Raw genomic sequence first — 16,051 nt, 5'->3', positions numbered from 1 at the left:
ATTTGAGGCCTGCATAGGCAGCGACTGAACGCCGCTGCCCGATCTCGCTGCGCGACCGGCGCCCCCTGCGGTGGACGCGGATGCAATCGGCTGTCACGCCAACAAATGCGCTATTTCGTAACTGTGAGCATCGCATGCATGCCGGCTTCGAAGTGTCCCTTGATGTTGCAGAGAAGCACATAGGAACCTGGCGTGAGCTTGGCCTTCATCTGGCCATCGGCACCCGGTTTCAGATCGGACACTTCGCCAAGGCTTTTCAACTGCTTTTCGTTGACACGGTGCTTGGCCGCGACGACATCGATCTTCTGGTCGGCCGACTTCAGCTTGATCAGCACCATCTCGTGTTCTTCTGTCATTGCGTCGTTGTGAACCATAAAGGTCGTCTCGCCGGCCTTGATGGTCGATTGATCCAGCGTGAGGGTCATCGAACTGCCCGCCTCGCCGCTCTCGACGACCTTGACGGTCGTCGCGGCAAATGCAGGCGACGTCATGCAGATGAAAGCAAGCACTGCGAGATTGTTTCGGGTGAACCGCATTTTTTAGTTTCCCTTTTGCTAACGTTGTCGGCGAAGTGCGCCATGTCGAGGGGCCGATTGGCCTTGCTGCCGGCGGGCTCTTGCTTGTCTCGAGAAAACAATCGCGCGCTCGCCCCCGCCTGTTTACGGGAACCAACACGGGCAAAGCGGTGCGGTCCCGACCGCCGTTCTAGGCGACGCACCCTGTCCATTGGCTGTCCTGTGGCCTGCTTAATGAGGGCGCAAAAGTTCTGAGGAACCGGCGCGACGCGCCGTCGCTTGGTCGGGAGCTACCGTCGGCGGCTTCTTCCCGGACACATCGGACGGGTCGAGCGCGCTTGTGGCCAATCAACATGCCTATCGCCGGCCGCCGCCGCCACGCCCGCCGCCACCACGGCCGCCACCGCCACGGAAGGCTGCTCCACCGCCCCGACCGCCGCCACCATGGTAGCCCCCGCGGCTACCGCCCTGGAAGCCGCCGCCGCGATAGCCGCCGCCACCGTCGAAGCTCTGGAAATTACGCCCGGACTCCTGATAAAGTCGTCCATAGTTCCGGCTCAGTTCATTCTGATTGCCGAACTGTCGTCCGGCCCGGTCGAAGGAAAGATGATCCGGCGCCCGCTGACGAACCTGCTGATTGCGGCGTGGTGCCTGCCGCGTCTCGACCCGGTTCTGAATACGTTGCGTGGCTTCGGGCCTATTGGACGCCGCACGCTGACCGGCATTCCTGAGGTTCTCTCCTTCCGGGCGCTGAACCGGCTGCCAGCCATCCGGTGTGTGCTTCTGCCACTGCCCGTCCTGGCGGCGATAGACGTTGCCGTCGCGGCCAGCATAGACGTCGCCGCCCTTGCTGCCGACGATAAAGCCTTTGTTGCCTTCCGTATTGCGCCAGCGCAGCCCGCCGGCATTCCCTGTCGTCCCGCCGCTGATGCGTGCGAATTCTCCACCGTGCTTGACGGCAACGCTGCCCCAGGAACCGTAGACATTCTGCCCGCCCCGCGCGACCATCGCGTTGCCGGTGCGTGGATTGTAGGCGGAGATAAAGCCTCTTTCGCCGCCAGGTCCTGCCACCGCACCGCCGCGGAATCGGGTTCCCGTGACGGGATTATAAGCTGCGCCAAATACCAGGCCCCTCTCCGGACCATAGGCGTAGCCATAGCGGCCGAAGGTGCCGTAGGCTGGATTATATGAGGCGCCAAAGCCGTAGCTGATCGGCGGCGGATAATAGGGCCAATCGTCGTCGTAGTAGTCCCAATACGGCGGATAGTACCATCCCGAACCCCAGACGACGGTGTCCCAGGCGAGATAGGTATAGAGATAGCCGAGGGTGTAGCCGTACCAGACAGCGTCGGGCTCCGTATCGTAAACGCGGACATAGGTCGCGTTATAAACCGGAGACGACGATGGGATCGTGTAGATCTCATCGGCTACGGCACGCGCAACGGCGAAGGGGCCGGTCGGCGTATCGCCCACGAACCAGATTCCATCCTTGAGGACGAAGTACCTGTCCGCGACCTTGATGACCTCCTCGTTCGCGTTGACGGCATAAAACAGGGATGTGCCCTCGATCGGCTCGAACTTTGGCTCGCCATTGTAGTGCACCTCCACCTTCAACGACCCATCGGTCGAAACCCGCGCAAGCTTCGGAATGCTCGCCCTCAGGCGCGCCATCGCGCTTTCGGACGTACCGGGTATCGAAGCACGCACGGCTGAGTAGGACGCGTTGTCGGGGATATTCAGGAAATCTTCCGGTAGATCGGGAGTGGCAAAGCTCCAGGGTCCGTCGAGCGAGGCAGATGAAAACCACCGTCCGGAGAGAAGCGTGTACCAGTTCTTGCTGGCCCGATGGAAAAAGACCGAACTGGTCGTATTGGAAACCCAATCAAGCCCCGTGCCCGTCACCGGTTCGAGAACCGGCTTTCCCTTAAATATCAAAAGCTCCGCCGGCTTCTCCGAATAGAAAACCTTCGGCATCTCGTTCTCGTTGAAACGAGCTGGTGGAAGTGAGGCCTTTACCCCTTTCCAGTTCTCGATGTCAGGCAGTTTGGAAAACAGATCCGGAACCGATTCTGCCTCATTCCAACCGCTCTCCAATGTCTTCGAGGTGAGCCAGTTCTTGTCGCTTCGGAGATAGTAGTCGCCCGACTGCTCCACTTTAAACAGGTCCCAGTTCGTATTGACCACGAACGACAGACCCTCGACGCCCTTGACCGGAGCCGACACGACCTTGCCGTCCGTCTGCAACAGGATCGCTGGCGTTTCACTGACGAAGATCGGTGGCGGATCGGCCTTGATATCTTGAACGTCTGCAAGCCGCTCGAAATCCGCAAGGCTTGCTGCCAGACGTTGCTGCGACACGACGATCGGATCGGTAGGAATGAGCTTTCCGATGTCGAGGGCCAGATCGGCAAGCTGCTGGCGATCCAGTGCAGAGAAATCGAGCCGCGTGGCCCGAATATCTGTCAGCGTGACGTTTTCAGAGGCATCGTCAGCCACCGTCTTGGCTGAAAGCCCAATGATCCCGTAGACCGGTTTCGCATCGGCGGACGATTTGAGTTCGGTGGCGACGAGAGCCTCGAGCTCCTTGAAATCCTTCCAGGACGTTATCTGCGGTTGGAAGAGAGTGATCGTCGCGCCCTTGTCGGTGTTGAACACCCTTGGCCAGGCCGGCGCGGTGGAGTCGGACTGGTTGAGATATTTACCCGCAACGAACCCATTTGCGCCGGAATAGCTCACGGCGCACCAGGAAGCTTCCGCATCACACTCTTTGATATCGACTTCTTCGCCCTGAGGGATAACGCGCATTGCGTCAAATCCGGTGCCCGGGCCCACCCTGAAATTCACATTTGCCGTCAGGACGGCTGGATCCGCAAAGGCAGAGGTCGAGACGAACGACGCGATCGTCAGATACGCAAGAATTCTACGCATGATCACATTCCCTCAGTGTCTAAGGTGTTCGAAGTCCCTGTGCGCTGGAAGAGCCCCCGGAAACGGATCGCTGCGACGAGCGCATCTCGCAGCCAGGTAAAGTCGTTTAATTTCAGGATCATTGCACATTCGATGACGAGTGCAACTGGCAACGCTGCCAACGTCTAATTAAACCGAACGTTGAACGATATCTACGCGTTTGCCTGAATGGCAGCCCTGTCGAAGTTGCTGCTGCGTGCCTTTCGCGAAAAGCGCCTATCGGCGTGCCGCGATTACCGCCGTTTTCCTCGTTCGGGCTGCGGGATAACGGCTTCCTCATTCCGTTGTGCCGCACGTCAGGCGGCTGGGCCTGAGGGCGGAGCGGAGAGCAGCTCCTGTTGTCTCGCGACCCCGACCAACCACTTGTGAAACTTTTGCCCGAACGGCTTTTCGAGAGCGGCCCGGTCCCAGGCGAGGTAGTAGCTTTCGGGGAGTTTCATGCGAAGGTCAAAGGGGACCACCAAGGTTCCGGATGCGATCTCATCCTTGACCATGGAAACCTGCGCGAGAACAAACCCCCTGCCGTTCACGGCAGCGTCGATGGCACTGCTCGACAGGGTGAAGGAAAGGCCCGAGAACGTCTTGCTGCCGTCGGCGTGCACCAGGGCGGCCCAGTCCCTCCACTGCGGAGACGCTTTATAGTCCGCCTCCCACTCCACATTGAGGAGCGGAAACTTGAGGACGTCGTGCGGCGTCTCGAGGATGTGTCCGGCAATCAGTGCGGGCGAGCACGCCGGCACCACCCAGTCGGTGAACAGAGTTGCGACATGTTCGTGCACGTGGGAGCGCCGCCCATAGGTGATGCGGAAATCCACCTGCTCGATACCGATGCGGGGCTCCTGCTCCTGGCCGAGGATACGCACGCTCGATTCCGGACAGAGCGATTGCCAGTCGAAGATCTTGCGATTGACCCACTTGTTTGCGACCGACGTCAGGGCGCTTAGAACGATGCTGGTCTCGTTCCTGGCACGGGTGAGCACGTTGGCGGCGTGGGAAAGCTGTTCGAAGCCTTTTGCGACTTCCCGATAGTAGAGCCGCCCCCAGGAAGACAGTTCAACCCGTCGCCCGCGTCGCTCCAGCAGCGTCAGGCCAAGACTCTGCTCCAGGTTTCGGACCAGCTGGCTGACGGCGCCCGGCGAAACGCCGAGATCTTCAGCGGCGGCGCTAACCGAGCCGCATCGTCCGATCGCCTCGAAGGCCTGCAAGCCGCGCAAGGACGGGTTCGGCATCGCAAAGCACTCCTTCAGCAAGTCGTTCCAATTTAGATTTTCTAAAAAAGAACGCAGGCGCTGGCAACTTGTTGGCACAGAAAAAACGTCGAACATTCACTTAACAAAACGCAAGGAGAGCGAAATGTTTCTCAAAAATGCCTGGTATGTCGCCGCCTGGGATCACGAGGTCGACCGCGCGCTGAAACCCGTCACGATGCTCGGCGAAAACATCGTGCTTTACCGCAAGCGGGACGGCCAGGCCGCCGCCCTCGAGGATGCCTGCCCCCACCGGAAACTGCCGCTTTCCATGGGGCGCATCAAGGGTGACGACGTGGAATGCGGTTATCACGGGCTCACCTTCGACTGTTCGGGAACCTGCACGCGCGTGCCGGGCGCCGAGCGCATTCCGCATGTCGCCAAGGTACGTTCCTACCCAGTCCATGAGCGCTACGGCCTGCTCTGGATCTGGATGGGCGATGCCGAGAAGGCGGATCCGAAGGACATCTTCGAAGTCGAGCATTTCGGCGACCCCGCCTGGGGCATCAATCGCGGCGAGTCGATGACGCTGAACTGCAACTACCTCTACATGACGGACAACTTGCTCGACCCGTCCCATGTCGCCTGGGTCCACCAGTCGTCCTTCGCAAGCTCAGCCTGCGAGGAAACGCCGCTTGAGACGACCGTGAAGGACGACGGCGTTACCGTCTGGCGCTGGATGATCGACTCGGAACCGGCCCCGTTCTATGCGCCCTTCCTGCAGTTCGAGGGTAACACCGACCGCAAGCAGCACTATGAGGTGCGTTATCCGAGCAACGCGATCATCAAGGCGATCTTTGCGCCGGCCCATACTGGTGGTGAAGGCCGCACGCTTCCTGAGAACACCTTCCTCATGGACAGCTACAACTTCATGACCCCGGTCGATGAAAACCGGACCAAATACTACTGGTTCCAGATGCGCAACTTCGCGCCTGATGACGCAAAAGTCTCCGAGAGCTTTGCTAAATCCGTGCGCGGCGCCTTCGAGGAAGACCGCGTGGTGCTGGAGGCCGTCCATCAGGGAATGGCCAACATGCAGACGCCGAATCTCGACCTGAAGATCGACGTCGGTCCGATGCGCTTCCGACGCAAGCTCGCCCAGCTGATTGCCGCCGAAACGCAAGCCGGCCCGGCGAGCGCAGCGGCTGAATAGGAAATCTTCCGGATGCTCGATGTCGCGGCTGCACGCTTCCGCCCCTTCGAAGTCGTTTCGAAGGTGCGCGAAAGCACCACCATCACGTCTTTCCGTCTCGCCCCACTCGAACGCCAGCACTGGCAGTCGTTCGAGCCGGGACAGTTCCTGACGCTGCGTGTTCCCGACCGCAAAGGCGGACATGTCCTGCGCAACTATACGGTCTCCTCCTCCCCGCGCGAGGAGGGAACCTATCGGATCACCGTGAAGCGTGAGGCAGCACCCGCGCAGGATCTGCCCGAGGGATTGAGCTCCTGCTGGCTCCATGACGAGATCGAGCCCGGCGCCGTCATCGAGATCGAGCCGCCGCGCGGCGCATTCAAACTCGACAGGGCGAGCTCCCGCCCCGTCGTCCTTCTTTCCGGCGGCGTCGGCTTGACCCCGACAGTCTCGATGCTGGATGTGCTGGCACGCGAAAGCGACCGTCCCGTCTGGTTCATTCACGCCTGCGACAGCGCGGCGGTCCATGCCCTGCGGGCGGAGATCGAGGAATTGGCCGCCCTGCGGCCCGGCATTACCCTGCATGTCTGCTACCGCTTCGCCGAAAGCGGTGACCTCGAGACGGCCCGGTGTCACTCCGCGGGTTTCCTGACGCGCACCACGCTTCAGGACCTTCTCCCGCTCGACGACTACGACATCTACATGTGCGGGCCACCGCCCTTCATGCGGGCCCTTTACGGCATTCTGACCAGCCTTGGGGTGCGGAAGGAACGCATCGCCTATGAATTCTTCGGGCCGGCGAGCCTCCTCTCGGAGACGGAGCAAACCACGGCGCGGCCCCCGATGACGCGCACGACAGAGGCAACCACCGGGGAGGATGGCCTGCACATCGTCCTTCAGAAATCGGGGCACGAGCTGGCCTGGGATGGCAGCAGCGAATCCCTCCTCGCTTTCCTCGAGGCAAAGGGCATCGAACCGGAATTCTCCTGTCGGGCGGGGGTCTGCGGGAGTTGCGAACAGGGCCTCGTCTCCGGCGAAGTGGACTATTTCGAGGACCCGCTCGACGAGGTGACGCCGGGCCGGGTGCTCCTGTGCTGCGCCAGACCGAAGTCCTCGATCGTGCTCGATCTCTGACCGCTAAAGGAAGATCCGTGACGAAAACGCTCCAACCCGAAATCCCGCTCAATCCACACGTGGCCGGCCTGCCGCCGTACAATGCCGGCATGAACATCGCCGCGGCGCGACGGCAAAGCGGTCGGCAAGACATTGCAGCGCTCGCCAGCAACGAGAATCCGCACGGCTGTTCGCCGCGTGTCGCAGCGGCACTCGCGAACCTCGATCCCTCACGCTATTGCGATCCTGCCTGCACGACGCTCCGCGCGGCGCTCAGCCAGAAGCTCGGCGTTGCCGGTGATCGCATCGTCGTCGGTAACGGCTCTGAGGAGATGATCGCCGCAGTCTGTCGCGCGGTCCTTAGCCCGGGCGCCCTGGTGGCGACCGTCTGTCCCGGCTTCGGGCTGCACGAGATCGAAGCGCTGGCCAATGGCGCCAAAGTCGAGAAGGTCGGCATGCGGGCGGACCTGGACTTCGACATACCGGCAATCGTCGCCATGCTCGAGCGGGCGCCGGCGATCTTCTTCCTTTCCTCCCCCTCCAATCCGGTCGGCCCGGCACTTGACCGAGAGAGCCTGGCGTACGTTCTCGCAGCCGTCACGCCCCAAACGCTCCTCGTGCTGGACGAGGCCTATTTCGAGTTCATCGACAACGACATGCCCGACGGCCTTGCGACGCTTTCCTGCACGGATCTTTCCTGGGTGGTTCTGCGAACCTTTTCTAAAGCCTACGGCCTTGCGGGCCTGCGCGTCGGATACGCGGTGACGTCCGATGTGCGGCTTGCACGCGCAGTGACAGCGGCCAAGACGCCGTTCAACGTCAACGCTGCCGCGCAGGTCGCCGCCGTCGCCGCACTCGAGGACGAGGCATGGATGTTGTCTTCGGTTGCAGCGTTGATACTGGAGCGAACGCGGGTCGTCGAAGCGGCCGCCGCCATGGGACTTCCGTCAGCGAGATCACAGACCAACTTCCTGTTCATCGACGTCGGCGGGGACAGCCTGGCAGCCATGCAGCACTTTCTGTCGAGCGGCATCATCGTCAAGCCGTGGAAAGAGAAGGGTTACGACACCTTCATCCGCGTAACGATCGGCACCCCTGCGCAGAACGACCGCTTCCTCGATGCGCTGCGCGCTTTCGCCAGGGGCTGAAGCCTGCCGCCCTCTCAACCTTATACATAACAAAGGGGCGCCAAGCCCCGCGGGAACAAACAATGAGCGGAAACGCAAGTCTCTACCAGATAAACCGGGAGCCCAGCCGCATGTCCCCATCAACGCCTGCCGGCCTTTTCGCCGGCGATTTCTCGGCCCTGCGCACCCGGTTTCTCTCCGCCGCGCGGACCGCCGGGGCGAGCCTGGTCGAATACCTGCATCCGCTGCACGGCCCGAGCGGCGAGCGTCTCGCGACCGATGTCGCCTATCTTGGACGCGATGATGCCAAGAAGCTGCTGGTGCTGATCTCCGGCACGCATGGCATCGAGGGCCCCTTCGGCTCGGCCTGCCAGACCGCCTGGCTTTCACAGAACTCGCCCTGGCAGCTCCCCGACGACACCGCCATCCTGGCGATCCACCTCATCAACCCCTGGGGCACGGCCTGGACGCGCCGCGTGAACGAAGACAACGTCGATCTCAACCGCAACTTCATCGACTGGCCGAAGGGTCCACCGAAAAACGAGCGCTATGCCGCCCTGCACGATGCCCTCGTTTGCCCGGCCCGGGAGGGGCCGGCGCGTGATGCTGCAACGGAAGCCTATGAAGCCTGGAAGCAGAGGCTCGGCGGCTATGCAGGCATCGCCCCGATCGTGGAAGCCGGCCAGTACGACTTCCCGGATGGCCTGTTCTACGGCGGTGACGGTCCCGTCTGGTCCAACCGCACGCTTATCGAGATCCTGTCGACATTCGCGCAGCGTGCGACCGAGGTCGTCGTTTTCGACCTGCACACGGGTGCCGGCCCCTATGGTTATCCCGCACTTCTTTCCGTTGCCGAGCATGACCATGCGGGTCTCGAATGGGGACGGCGCATCTTCGGTCCTGCCCTCTCGATCGTCCTTACCGGCGAGAATGCAACGACGGATACCGGTATTGCCGCGACGGCGACGGGTTACGTCTCAGCCGCGGTGCGAACTGCACTGCCTGAGGCGCGAGTCCTGCCACTGGTCGTCGAATGCGGGACCCTGGACGGCGCCACCGTCTCCGATGCGGTTCAGGCGGACAACTGGCTTCATTTGTTCGGCAAGATCGACACACCGCTTGGCAACAGGATCAAGGAGACACTGCGCGCAGCCTTCATTCCCGAAGATCCGCACTGGCAGCGCACCTGTCTCGCGGCTTCGCTCAGCCACTTCGACCGCGCCTTTGTGGACCTCAAGGCAGTCGGGGGCGCAGGAGCCGAAAAACCCGTTCCTGCCGCGTCGGCTGTGACCGTCGTCCCCCACCTCGAAGCTGGAGCCCCGAAGCTCCACCAAAAGCCGGCCATCGAGGTGCACGACATTCACAAGCGCTTTGGGCCCCTCTCCGTGCTCAACGGCGTTAACATCTTAGCGCAACCGGGCGAGGTCGTGTCGATGATCGGTTCCTCCGGTTCGGGAAAGAGCACGTTCCTGCGCTGCATCAATCTGCTCGAACAGCCGAACGACGGGCGCATTATCATCGACGGCGAAGAAATCCGCATGAAGAAGACGGCGGATGGCGGCGCTGCGCCGGCCGACATGAAGCAAGTCGAGCGCATCCGCTCGCGGGTCGGCATGGTGTTCCAGAACTTCAACCTCTGGCCGCACATGACGGTCCTCGAAAACATCATCGAAGCGCCGCTGCATGTCTTGAAGGAAAATCGCCAGGCAGCAATCGACCACGCGCACGCCCTCCTGAAGAAGGTCGGTCTCAGCGACAAGCACGCCCAGTACCCCGGCCAGTTGTCCGGCGGCCAGCAACAGCGCGCCGCTATCGCCCGCACGCTCGCCATGCGCCCGAAGCTCATCCTGCTGGACGAACCGACCTCGGCGCTCGATCCGGAACTGGTCGGCGAGGTGCTGCGCGTGATCCGGCAACTGGCCGAAGAAGGAAATACGATGATCCTCGTGACGCATGAAATGCAGTTCGCACGCGAGGTCTCGCACAAGATCCTCTTCCTCCACCAGGGAAAGGTTGAGGAAGAGGGTGCCCCGGCGGAGGTCTTTACCAACCCGCGCTCCGAACGCATGCGCCAGTTCCTGGCCCGTACGCTCTGACGCTCCGCCGGCATCACCCGTCCGGGGACCTCTCCGGACGAGAGCCAACAAGAATGCTCAGCAAGGGGAACCAAAACATGAAGCTGAAAAATCTACTGCTCGCCACGTATTTGGCCGCCGGCCTCACCGCGGCGCACGCCGCCGAGGGCGAATTGTCGATCGGCACGGAGGGCGAATATCCGCCATGGAGCATGGCCGACTCCGCCGGCAACGTCACGGGCTTCGATGCCGATGTCGGAAACCTGCTCTGTGCCAAGCTGGAAATGAAGTGCCATTTCGTCGTGCAGGCCTTCGACGGTCTCATTCCGGCGCTGAAGGCCAAGCGTTTTGACATCATCATTTCCGGCATGTCGATTACCGCCGAACGCAAGAAGCAGATCAATTTCTCGGTCGGCTACGCGGAACTCGCCAACATGTTCGTGGTGAAGAAGGATTCCGATCTTGCTGGCGTCAAGGACATCGAGACGCTGCTGACATCGCTCGACGGTCGCACGGTCGGCGTCCAGGCTGGCACGACCCATGCGCATTTCATGGAAAAGCGGGCCTCATCCGCGGTCTTGAAGACCTATGACACGCTCGATCAGATGCAGATCGACCTCGCCAGCGGCCGCGTCGAGGCTGCATTTGCGGATGCATCCGCCCTGCAGGACTTCCTGGCACGTCCCGACGGCAAGGACTTCCAGTTCGTTGACGTCAAGGTATTGAGCACCTTCGACCCGACGCTCGGCGAGGGCATCGGCGTCGGCATCGCGCAGGAGAACACCGAACTCAAGGCCCGTATCGACAAGGCGCTCTGTGAGCTGGTCGCCGATGGCTCGATCGGCAAAGCAAGCCAGACCTGGTTCAAGACGGACATTTCCCGTCCCTGCCAGTAGCGGCAACGGCATCCCCGGAGAAAGAGAGACTACAGGTCGCGCCTTTCTCCGGGTGTTATCCGACAGGAATGCGAAGATAGGCGGATCTCGATGGAACTTGGATTTTGGCAGGTATGGGAAGGCGGCTGGGTGTCGGCGATCCTGCGCGGAGCAGCGATTACCGTCGCGCTCGGCCTGGCGAGCATGACCCTTGGCGTCGTCATCGGCGTTGCCTGTGGCCTGATAAAATGGGCACGGCTTTTTCCGCTGACGCTCGCCGTGGACTTCTACACGTCTATCGTGCGCGGCGTGCCGGAACTTCTGATCATCTATCTCCTCTTTTTCTCCTCCGTCGAGTTCGTGGCCAAGGTCGCCGCCGCCTTTGGTTATGAGGGGCTGGCTGGCAACGGTTACGCCTTCACCATCGCTGTCGTCGCGATCGCCGCGATATCGGGGGCCTATTCAACGGAGGTCGTGCGCGGTGCTCTGGCTGCCATTCCCGGCGGCCATATCGAGGCCGCACGCGCGCTCGGGATTCCGGGCAGGCGCATCTTTCGCCGCATTATCGCCCCTCAGATGCTGCGAATTGCCGTCCCGGGCATGAACAATGTCTGGCAGACCACGATCAAGGACACAGCACTTGTCTCGGTGGTCGGCTTGCAGGAATTGATGCGTGCCGCCTTCGTCGGGGCAGGCTCCACCCGGCATCCCTTCATCTTCTATTTCATCGCAGCTCTCGTCTACCTCGCGATCACGCTCGCCAGCCAGGGTGGGTTCGACTGGATCGAACGCCTGTTGCGCCCCCGTACGAGGAAATAGGTCATGGATTTCGAACTCGTTTTCCTCGCGGTTCCGACCCTTGCCAAGGGACTGTGGCTAACCGCCGTCCTGACGATCGCCTCGATCGCCATCGGCTTTAGCCTCGGCCTGGCGCTTGCAGTCATGCGCCTGTCGAAGAACGCGGCTCTCAGCGGCTTTGCCAAGGGCTACAGCACCGTCTTCCGCGGCACACCGCTGCTGGTACAGCTCTTCCTCTTCTACTACGGTCTCGGCCAGCTTTCCTTCGTGCGGGACAACCCCGTGCTCTGGTGGATTATCGGTGACGGCGCCCACTGCGCGGTCCTGGCGCTCGCTCTCAACACCGCGGCCTATACGTCGGAGATCTTGCGTGGCGGCCTCATGTCCATTCCGGGAGGGCTCGTCGAAGCAGCACAGGCCTGCGGCATGTCGCGGCTTTTGCGCTTTCGCCGGATCACGTTTCCCCTCGCTATCCGGCAAGCGCTGCCAGCCTACGGCAACGAACTTGTGCTCGTCGTCAAGGGAACGAGCCTGGCTTCGACAATCACCGTCCTGGAGATTACCGGCCATGCAAAGCGGCTGATGAGCCAGACCTATGCAATCCTCGAAATATTCGCAATCGCCGGCATGCTCTACCTGCTCATCAATCTGGTGCTGATCACGCTCGTACGGCTCCTGGAAGCCCGTCTTACACGCTACCTGCCCAGATGAGCTTGCCGCCTGAAACCGTTGGAAAACTCTAGAAGAAAGAGAAATCAAATGGATGTACGCGCCGCCGTTGCCGTTCAGGCCGGCAAGCCGCTTGAGGTCATGACGGTTCAGCTCGACGGCCCGCGGGCCGGCGAGGTGCTGATCGAGGTCAAGGCCACCGGCCTCTGCCACACCGACGACTTCACCCTGTCGGGCGCCGATCCAGAGGGCCTGTTCCCGGCGATCCTCGGCCATGAAGGCGCCGGCATCGTCGTCGACGTCGGCCCGGGCGTCACCTCGGTGAAGACGGGCGATCACGTCATCCCGCTCTACACGCCCGAATGCCGTAAATGCTATTCCTGCCTGAGCCGGAAGACCAACCTCTGCACGGCGATCCGCGCGACGCAAGGGCAGGGCCTGATGCCGGACGGCACCTCGCGCTTCTCGATCGGCAAGGACAAGATCCACCACTATATGGGCTGCTCGACCTTCGCCAACTACACGGTGCTGCCGGAGATCGCCGTTGCCAAGGTCAACCCGGACGCCCCCTTCGACAAGATCTGCTACATCGGCTGCGGCGTCACCACCGGCATTGGTGCGGTCATCAACACGGCCAAGGTGGAGATCGGCGCGACCGCGATCGTCTTCGGTCTCGGCGGCATCGGCCTCAACGTCATCCAGGGCCTCAGGCTTGCCGGCGCCGACATGATCATCGGCGTCGATCTCAACAACGACAAGAAGGCCTGGGGCGAACGCTTCGGCATGACCCACTTCGTCAACCCCAAGGAGGTCGGCGACGGCATCGTGCCCTATCTCGTCAACATGACGAAACGCAATGGCGACCTGATCGGTGGCGCCGACTACACCTTCGACTGCACCGGCAACACCAAGGTGATGCGCCAGGCGCTGGAATCGGCCCACCGCGGCTGGGGCAAGTCGGTGGTGATCGGCGTCGCCGGCGCCGGCCAGGAGATTGCCACCCGGCCGTTCCAGCTCGTTACCGGCCGCAGCTGGATGGGCACCGCCTTCGGCGGCGCCCGCGGCCGCACCGACGTGCCGAAGATTGTCGACTGGTACATGGAAGGCAAGATCGAGATCGACCCGATGATCACCCACGTGATGCCGCTCGAAGACATCAACAGGGGCTTCGAGCTGATGCATTCCGGCGAAAGCATCCGCTCGGTCGTGCTCTACTGAGCCGAGGGTTCAACCCCGCCTGCAGACGGAAGATGCCTGTCTCGCACCGCCGCGCCAGCGGCTGGCGGTGCCGGTGAACAGCCGGCCTTCAGCGCCGGCCCAAAGGAGGAGAAGCCCATGCCCAGCCTAGCCATTCATCCATGCCTCGACAGCGGGTTCAAGACGACGGACGCTGCCTTTGCCGGCGGCACGCTCGTCTGCAATTGCGCGCGCAATGCTGTGAAGGTCAGGGTCCAAAGCGACATCGCCCACAACCACGCGTGCGGCTGCACGAAATGTTGGAAACCCGACGAGGCAGTGTTTTCCGTCGTCGCCGTGGCGCCGACGGACAAGATTGCGGTAGTCGAAAACGGCGACAAGCTCGCGGTCGTCGACCCGACGGCGCTGATCCAGCGCCATGCCTGCCAGGACTGCGGCGTGCATATGTATGGCCCGGTCGAACGCGATCACCCGTTCAAGGGGCTGTCCTTCGTACATCCCGAACGCTTCCAGGAACCGGGCTGGGCAAAGCCGGGCTTTGCCGCCTTCGTCTCCTCGATCATCGAGAGCGGCTATGACCCGGCCGCAATGGAGGCCGTGCGTACCCGGCTGCGCGAACTGGGCATGGAGCCCTATGACTGCCTCAACCCCGGCCTGATGGACGTTATCGCCACGTGGACGGCGAAGAAAAGCGGCGCGCTCAAGACGGCCTGAGCGGTCTGCCGCAAGCATCTCAACATTTTCCGACATCCACCAGCAGGTCGCATCGCATGGATTGCCTAAAGCCCGAGTTCAAAGCCGAAATTCGCAAAATTGTCGGTGACGGAAACTTCAAGGACGGAGAGGCCATCTCCACGATCGACCACGGAGTCTCGCCCGACAATCTGGGGGCTCGCGCAGTCGTGTTCCCCGGAGCGACCGACGAGGTCGCCGCAGTCGTCAAATGTTGCCGCGCCAACGGGGTTCCGCTCGTCACCCACGGAGGGCGAACCGGTCTCGTCGGCGGCGCGGTATCCAGGCCGGGCGAACTGGTGCTTTCAACCGCGCGGCTCAACCGAATTCTACAGATTTCACCGATCGAGCGCGTTGCCGTCGTGGAGGCGGGCGCGACGCTGCAGGCGCTGCAAGCGGCGGCTGCCGAACATCGACTGGAAACGGGGATCGATTTGCCGTCGCGCGGGTCGGCAACGATCGGAGGCATGGCATCAACGAATGCCGGCGGCATCGCAGCTTTTCGCTTCGGGGTCATGCGGCATCGCATTCTCGGTCTGGAGGCGGTGCTTGCCGACGGTTCCATCTATTCGGACATGACACGGGTCGTGAAAAACGCCACGGGCTACGATCTGAAGCATCTCTTTGTCGGGGCGGAAGGTACGCTCGGCATCGTCACGCGCATCGCGGTCAAACTCGAACCGCAACCCGCGGCCACGGCCACGGTTCTGTTCGGATTACCGTCGGTGAATGCGGCGCTTGCGGTTGTCCGTCGAGGTCTCGACGCCGAGTACGGTCAACTGCGTGCGGCGGAGGCGATCTGGAATAGCTATTTCCGCCTGACCTCCGGCCATCACGCCTGGTCGGCCATGGACTACAGCCCCGACCATGCGCTCAACCTGCTGGTCTCGCTGGGCGGACCAGAAGAGGGAGCGTTGCAATCGGAACTGGAGCGTATCTACGAAGACGTCATCGCCGATCATCCCGACGTCTCGGCGGTGATCGCCTCCTCGGGCGCGCAGGAGGCGGATCTTTGGCGGCTGCGTGAAGACACGGACCTGATCTATCGAAAACATGCGAATGCGCCATCCTATGACGTTTCGGTCCCGCTTTCGGAAATCGGAGCCTATCTCGACCGCTGCCTTGCGGATCTTAGGGAACTGGATGCCACGCTTGACCCTTACGTGTTCGGCCACCTCGCCGACGGAAATCTCCACATCGTTCTCAACGCAGCCGGCAGCGATGTTTCGACCGAAAAGGCGAAAGCCGTCGAGACGATCCTGTACAGAGATATCGTTACGATCGGTGGGGCGTTCTCGGCTGAGCACGGGATCGGCATCAAGCGCGTGGGGCAACTGTTGGATACCTCGAGCCCGGTGAAATTGGCCCTCATGCATCGCGTGAAGGACACGCTCGACGCTGACGCGGTCCTCAATCCCGGCAAGGTTCTGCGCCTGGGTTCTCTCTAGGAGGCACCCGGTTCTTGGATTTGCTTGCCGAGATGCTCCGGCCACCGCCCCAAGCGCCAACCCTAACATGCCGATGCCCGGCAATGAACACATCATAGCTGTCGCAGTCACATGCCTGTCACCGAAGCCAGCAATATCTCGGCTCCAATTTGACAA

13 protein-coding genes are annotated in these 16,051 nt (G+C 62.0%); 10 read left to right on the top strand and 3 right to left on the bottom strand.

Annotated elements, in window-relative coordinates; translation table 11 throughout:
* Positions 1–110: 110 nt before the first annotated feature.
* The 3 genes from AC1Z3V_RS12395 to AC1Z3V_RS12385 all read right to left on the bottom strand — a co-directional run bounded on the left by AC1Z3V_RS12395 (position 111) and on the right by AC1Z3V_RS12385 (position 4,711).
* Positions 111–536 (bottom strand): plastocyanin/azurin family copper-binding protein, encoded by a 426-nt coding sequence (locus AC1Z3V_RS12395; RefSeq protein WP_483499251.1) that lies wholly within the window; start codon positions 534–536, stop codon positions 111–113.
* Between the two features lie 336 nt (positions 537–872).
* Positions 873–3,443: an SH3 domain-containing protein gene (locus AC1Z3V_RS12390; protein WP_483499250.1), complete on the bottom strand. Its 2,571-nt coding sequence runs from the start codon at positions 3,441–3,443 to the stop codon at positions 873–875.
* A 335-nt stretch (positions 3,444–3,778) separates the two neighbouring features.
* Positions 3,779–4,711 carry a LysR family transcriptional regulator gene (locus tag AC1Z3V_RS12385; RefSeq protein WP_483499659.1) on the bottom strand — a complete coding sequence of 311 codons (933 nt, stop codon included), beginning with the start codon at positions 4,709–4,711 and terminating at the stop codon, positions 3,779–3,781.
* Between the two features lie 124 nt (positions 4,712–4,835).
* Here AC1Z3V_RS12385 and AC1Z3V_RS12380 point away from each other — a divergent pair, with 124 nt between their 5' ends.
* The 10 genes from AC1Z3V_RS12380 to AC1Z3V_RS12335 all read left to right on the top strand — a co-directional run bounded on the left by AC1Z3V_RS12380 (position 4,836) and on the right by AC1Z3V_RS12335 (position 15,895).
* The gene (locus AC1Z3V_RS12380) at positions 4,836–5,882 is read left to right on the top strand and encodes an aromatic ring-hydroxylating dioxygenase subunit alpha (protein ID WP_483499248.1); all 1,047 of its coding nucleotides are present in this window, start codon (positions 4,836–4,838) and stop codon (positions 5,880–5,882) included.
* A 12-nt stretch (positions 5,883–5,894) separates the two neighbouring features.
* Complete coding sequence (locus tag AC1Z3V_RS12375; RefSeq protein WP_483499246.1) at positions 5,895–6,995, top strand: FAD-binding oxidoreductase; 1,101 nt, start codon at positions 5,895–5,897, stop codon at positions 6,993–6,995.
* Positions 6,996–7,012: 17 nt separating this feature from the next.
* The gene (gene hisC, locus AC1Z3V_RS12370) at positions 7,013–8,122 is read left to right on the top strand and encodes a histidinol-phosphate transaminase (protein ID WP_483499245.1); all 1,110 of its coding nucleotides are present in this window, start codon (positions 7,013–7,015) and stop codon (positions 8,120–8,122) included.
* Between the two features lie 110 nt (positions 8,123–8,232).
* On the top strand, positions 8,233–10,197 hold the full coding sequence (locus tag AC1Z3V_RS12365) for a DUF2817 domain-containing protein (protein ID WP_483499243.1): 1,965 nt from the start codon (positions 8,233–8,235) through the stop codon (positions 10,195–10,197).
* Between the two features lie 77 nt (positions 10,198–10,274).
* Positions 10,275–11,072, top strand: a complete 798-nt coding sequence (locus AC1Z3V_RS12360; protein WP_483499242.1) for a transporter substrate-binding domain-containing protein — start codon at positions 10,275–10,277, stop codon at positions 11,070–11,072.
* 90 nt (positions 11,073–11,162) lie between these two features.
* The gene (locus tag AC1Z3V_RS12355) at positions 11,163–11,870 is read left to right on the top strand and encodes an ABC transporter permease (protein ID WP_483499240.1); all 708 of its coding nucleotides are present in this window, start codon (positions 11,163–11,165) and stop codon (positions 11,868–11,870) included.
* 3 nt (positions 11,871–11,873) lie between these two features.
* Complete coding sequence (locus AC1Z3V_RS12350; RefSeq protein WP_483499238.1) at positions 11,874–12,560, top strand: ABC transporter permease; 687 nt, start codon at positions 11,874–11,876, stop codon at positions 12,558–12,560.
* Positions 12,561–12,608: 48 nt separating this feature from the next.
* Entirely contained in the window at positions 12,609–13,736 is a 1,128-nt protein-coding gene (locus AC1Z3V_RS12345) for an S-(hydroxymethyl)glutathione dehydrogenase/class III alcohol dehydrogenase (RefSeq protein ID WP_483499237.1), read from the top strand.
* Positions 13,737–13,853: 117 nt separating this feature from the next.
* On the top strand, positions 13,854–14,429 hold the full coding sequence (gene gfa / locus AC1Z3V_RS12340; RefSeq protein ID WP_483499235.1) for an S-(hydroxymethyl)glutathione synthase: 576 nt from the start codon (positions 13,854–13,856) through the stop codon (positions 14,427–14,429).
* A 56-nt stretch (positions 14,430–14,485) separates the two neighbouring features.
* Entirely contained in the window at positions 14,486–15,895 is a 1,410-nt protein-coding gene (locus AC1Z3V_RS12335) for an FAD-binding oxidoreductase (protein ID WP_483499234.1), read from the top strand.
* Positions 15,896–16,051: the final 156 nt, after the last annotated feature.

Source organism: Ensifer sp. 38_S197 (assembly GCF_056924495.1).
The sequence above is the reverse complement of the archived record's forward strand: the minus strand, read 5'-3'. Positions and strand labels throughout refer to the sequence as shown.

Excerpts from the sequence above, each read along its gene's own strand:
- AC1Z3V_RS12395 (WP_483499251.1), bottom strand. The coding sequence starts at position 536 with ATGCGGTTCACCCGAAACAATCTCGCAGTGCTTGCTTTCATCTGCATG.
- AC1Z3V_RS12390 (WP_483499250.1), bottom strand. The coding sequence starts at position 3,443 with ATGCGTAGAATTCTTGCGTATCTGACGATCGCGTCGTTCGTCTCGACC.
- AC1Z3V_RS12385 (WP_483499659.1), bottom strand. The coding sequence starts at position 4,711 with ATGCCGAACCCGTCCTTGCGCGGCTTGCAGGCCTTCGAGGCGATCGGA.
- AC1Z3V_RS12380 (WP_483499248.1), top strand. The coding sequence starts at position 4,836 with ATGTTTCTCAAAAATGCCTGGTATGTCGCCGCCTGGGATCACGAGGTC.
- AC1Z3V_RS12375 (WP_483499246.1), top strand. The coding sequence starts at position 5,895 with ATGCTCGATGTCGCGGCTGCACGCTTCCGCCCCTTCGAAGTCGTTTCG.
- AC1Z3V_RS12365 (WP_483499243.1), top strand. The coding sequence starts at position 8,233 with ATGTCCCCATCAACGCCTGCCGGCCTTTTCGCCGGCGATTTCTCGGCC.
- AC1Z3V_RS12360 (WP_483499242.1), top strand. The coding sequence starts at position 10,275 with ATGAAGCTGAAAAATCTACTGCTCGCCACGTATTTGGCCGCCGGCCTC.
- AC1Z3V_RS12355 (WP_483499240.1), top strand. The coding sequence starts at position 11,163 with ATGGAACTTGGATTTTGGCAGGTATGGGAAGGCGGCTGGGTGTCGGCG.
- AC1Z3V_RS12350 (WP_483499238.1), top strand. The coding sequence starts at position 11,874 with ATGGATTTCGAACTCGTTTTCCTCGCGGTTCCGACCCTTGCCAAGGGA.
- AC1Z3V_RS12345 (WP_483499237.1), top strand. The coding sequence starts at position 12,609 with ATGGATGTACGCGCCGCCGTTGCCGTTCAGGCCGGCAAGCCGCTTGAG.
- gfa (WP_483499235.1), top strand. The coding sequence starts at position 13,854 with ATGCCCAGCCTAGCCATTCATCCATGCCTCGACAGCGGGTTCAAGACG.
- AC1Z3V_RS12335 (WP_483499234.1), top strand. The coding sequence starts at position 14,486 with ATGGATTGCCTAAAGCCCGAGTTCAAAGCCGAAATTCGCAAAATTGTC.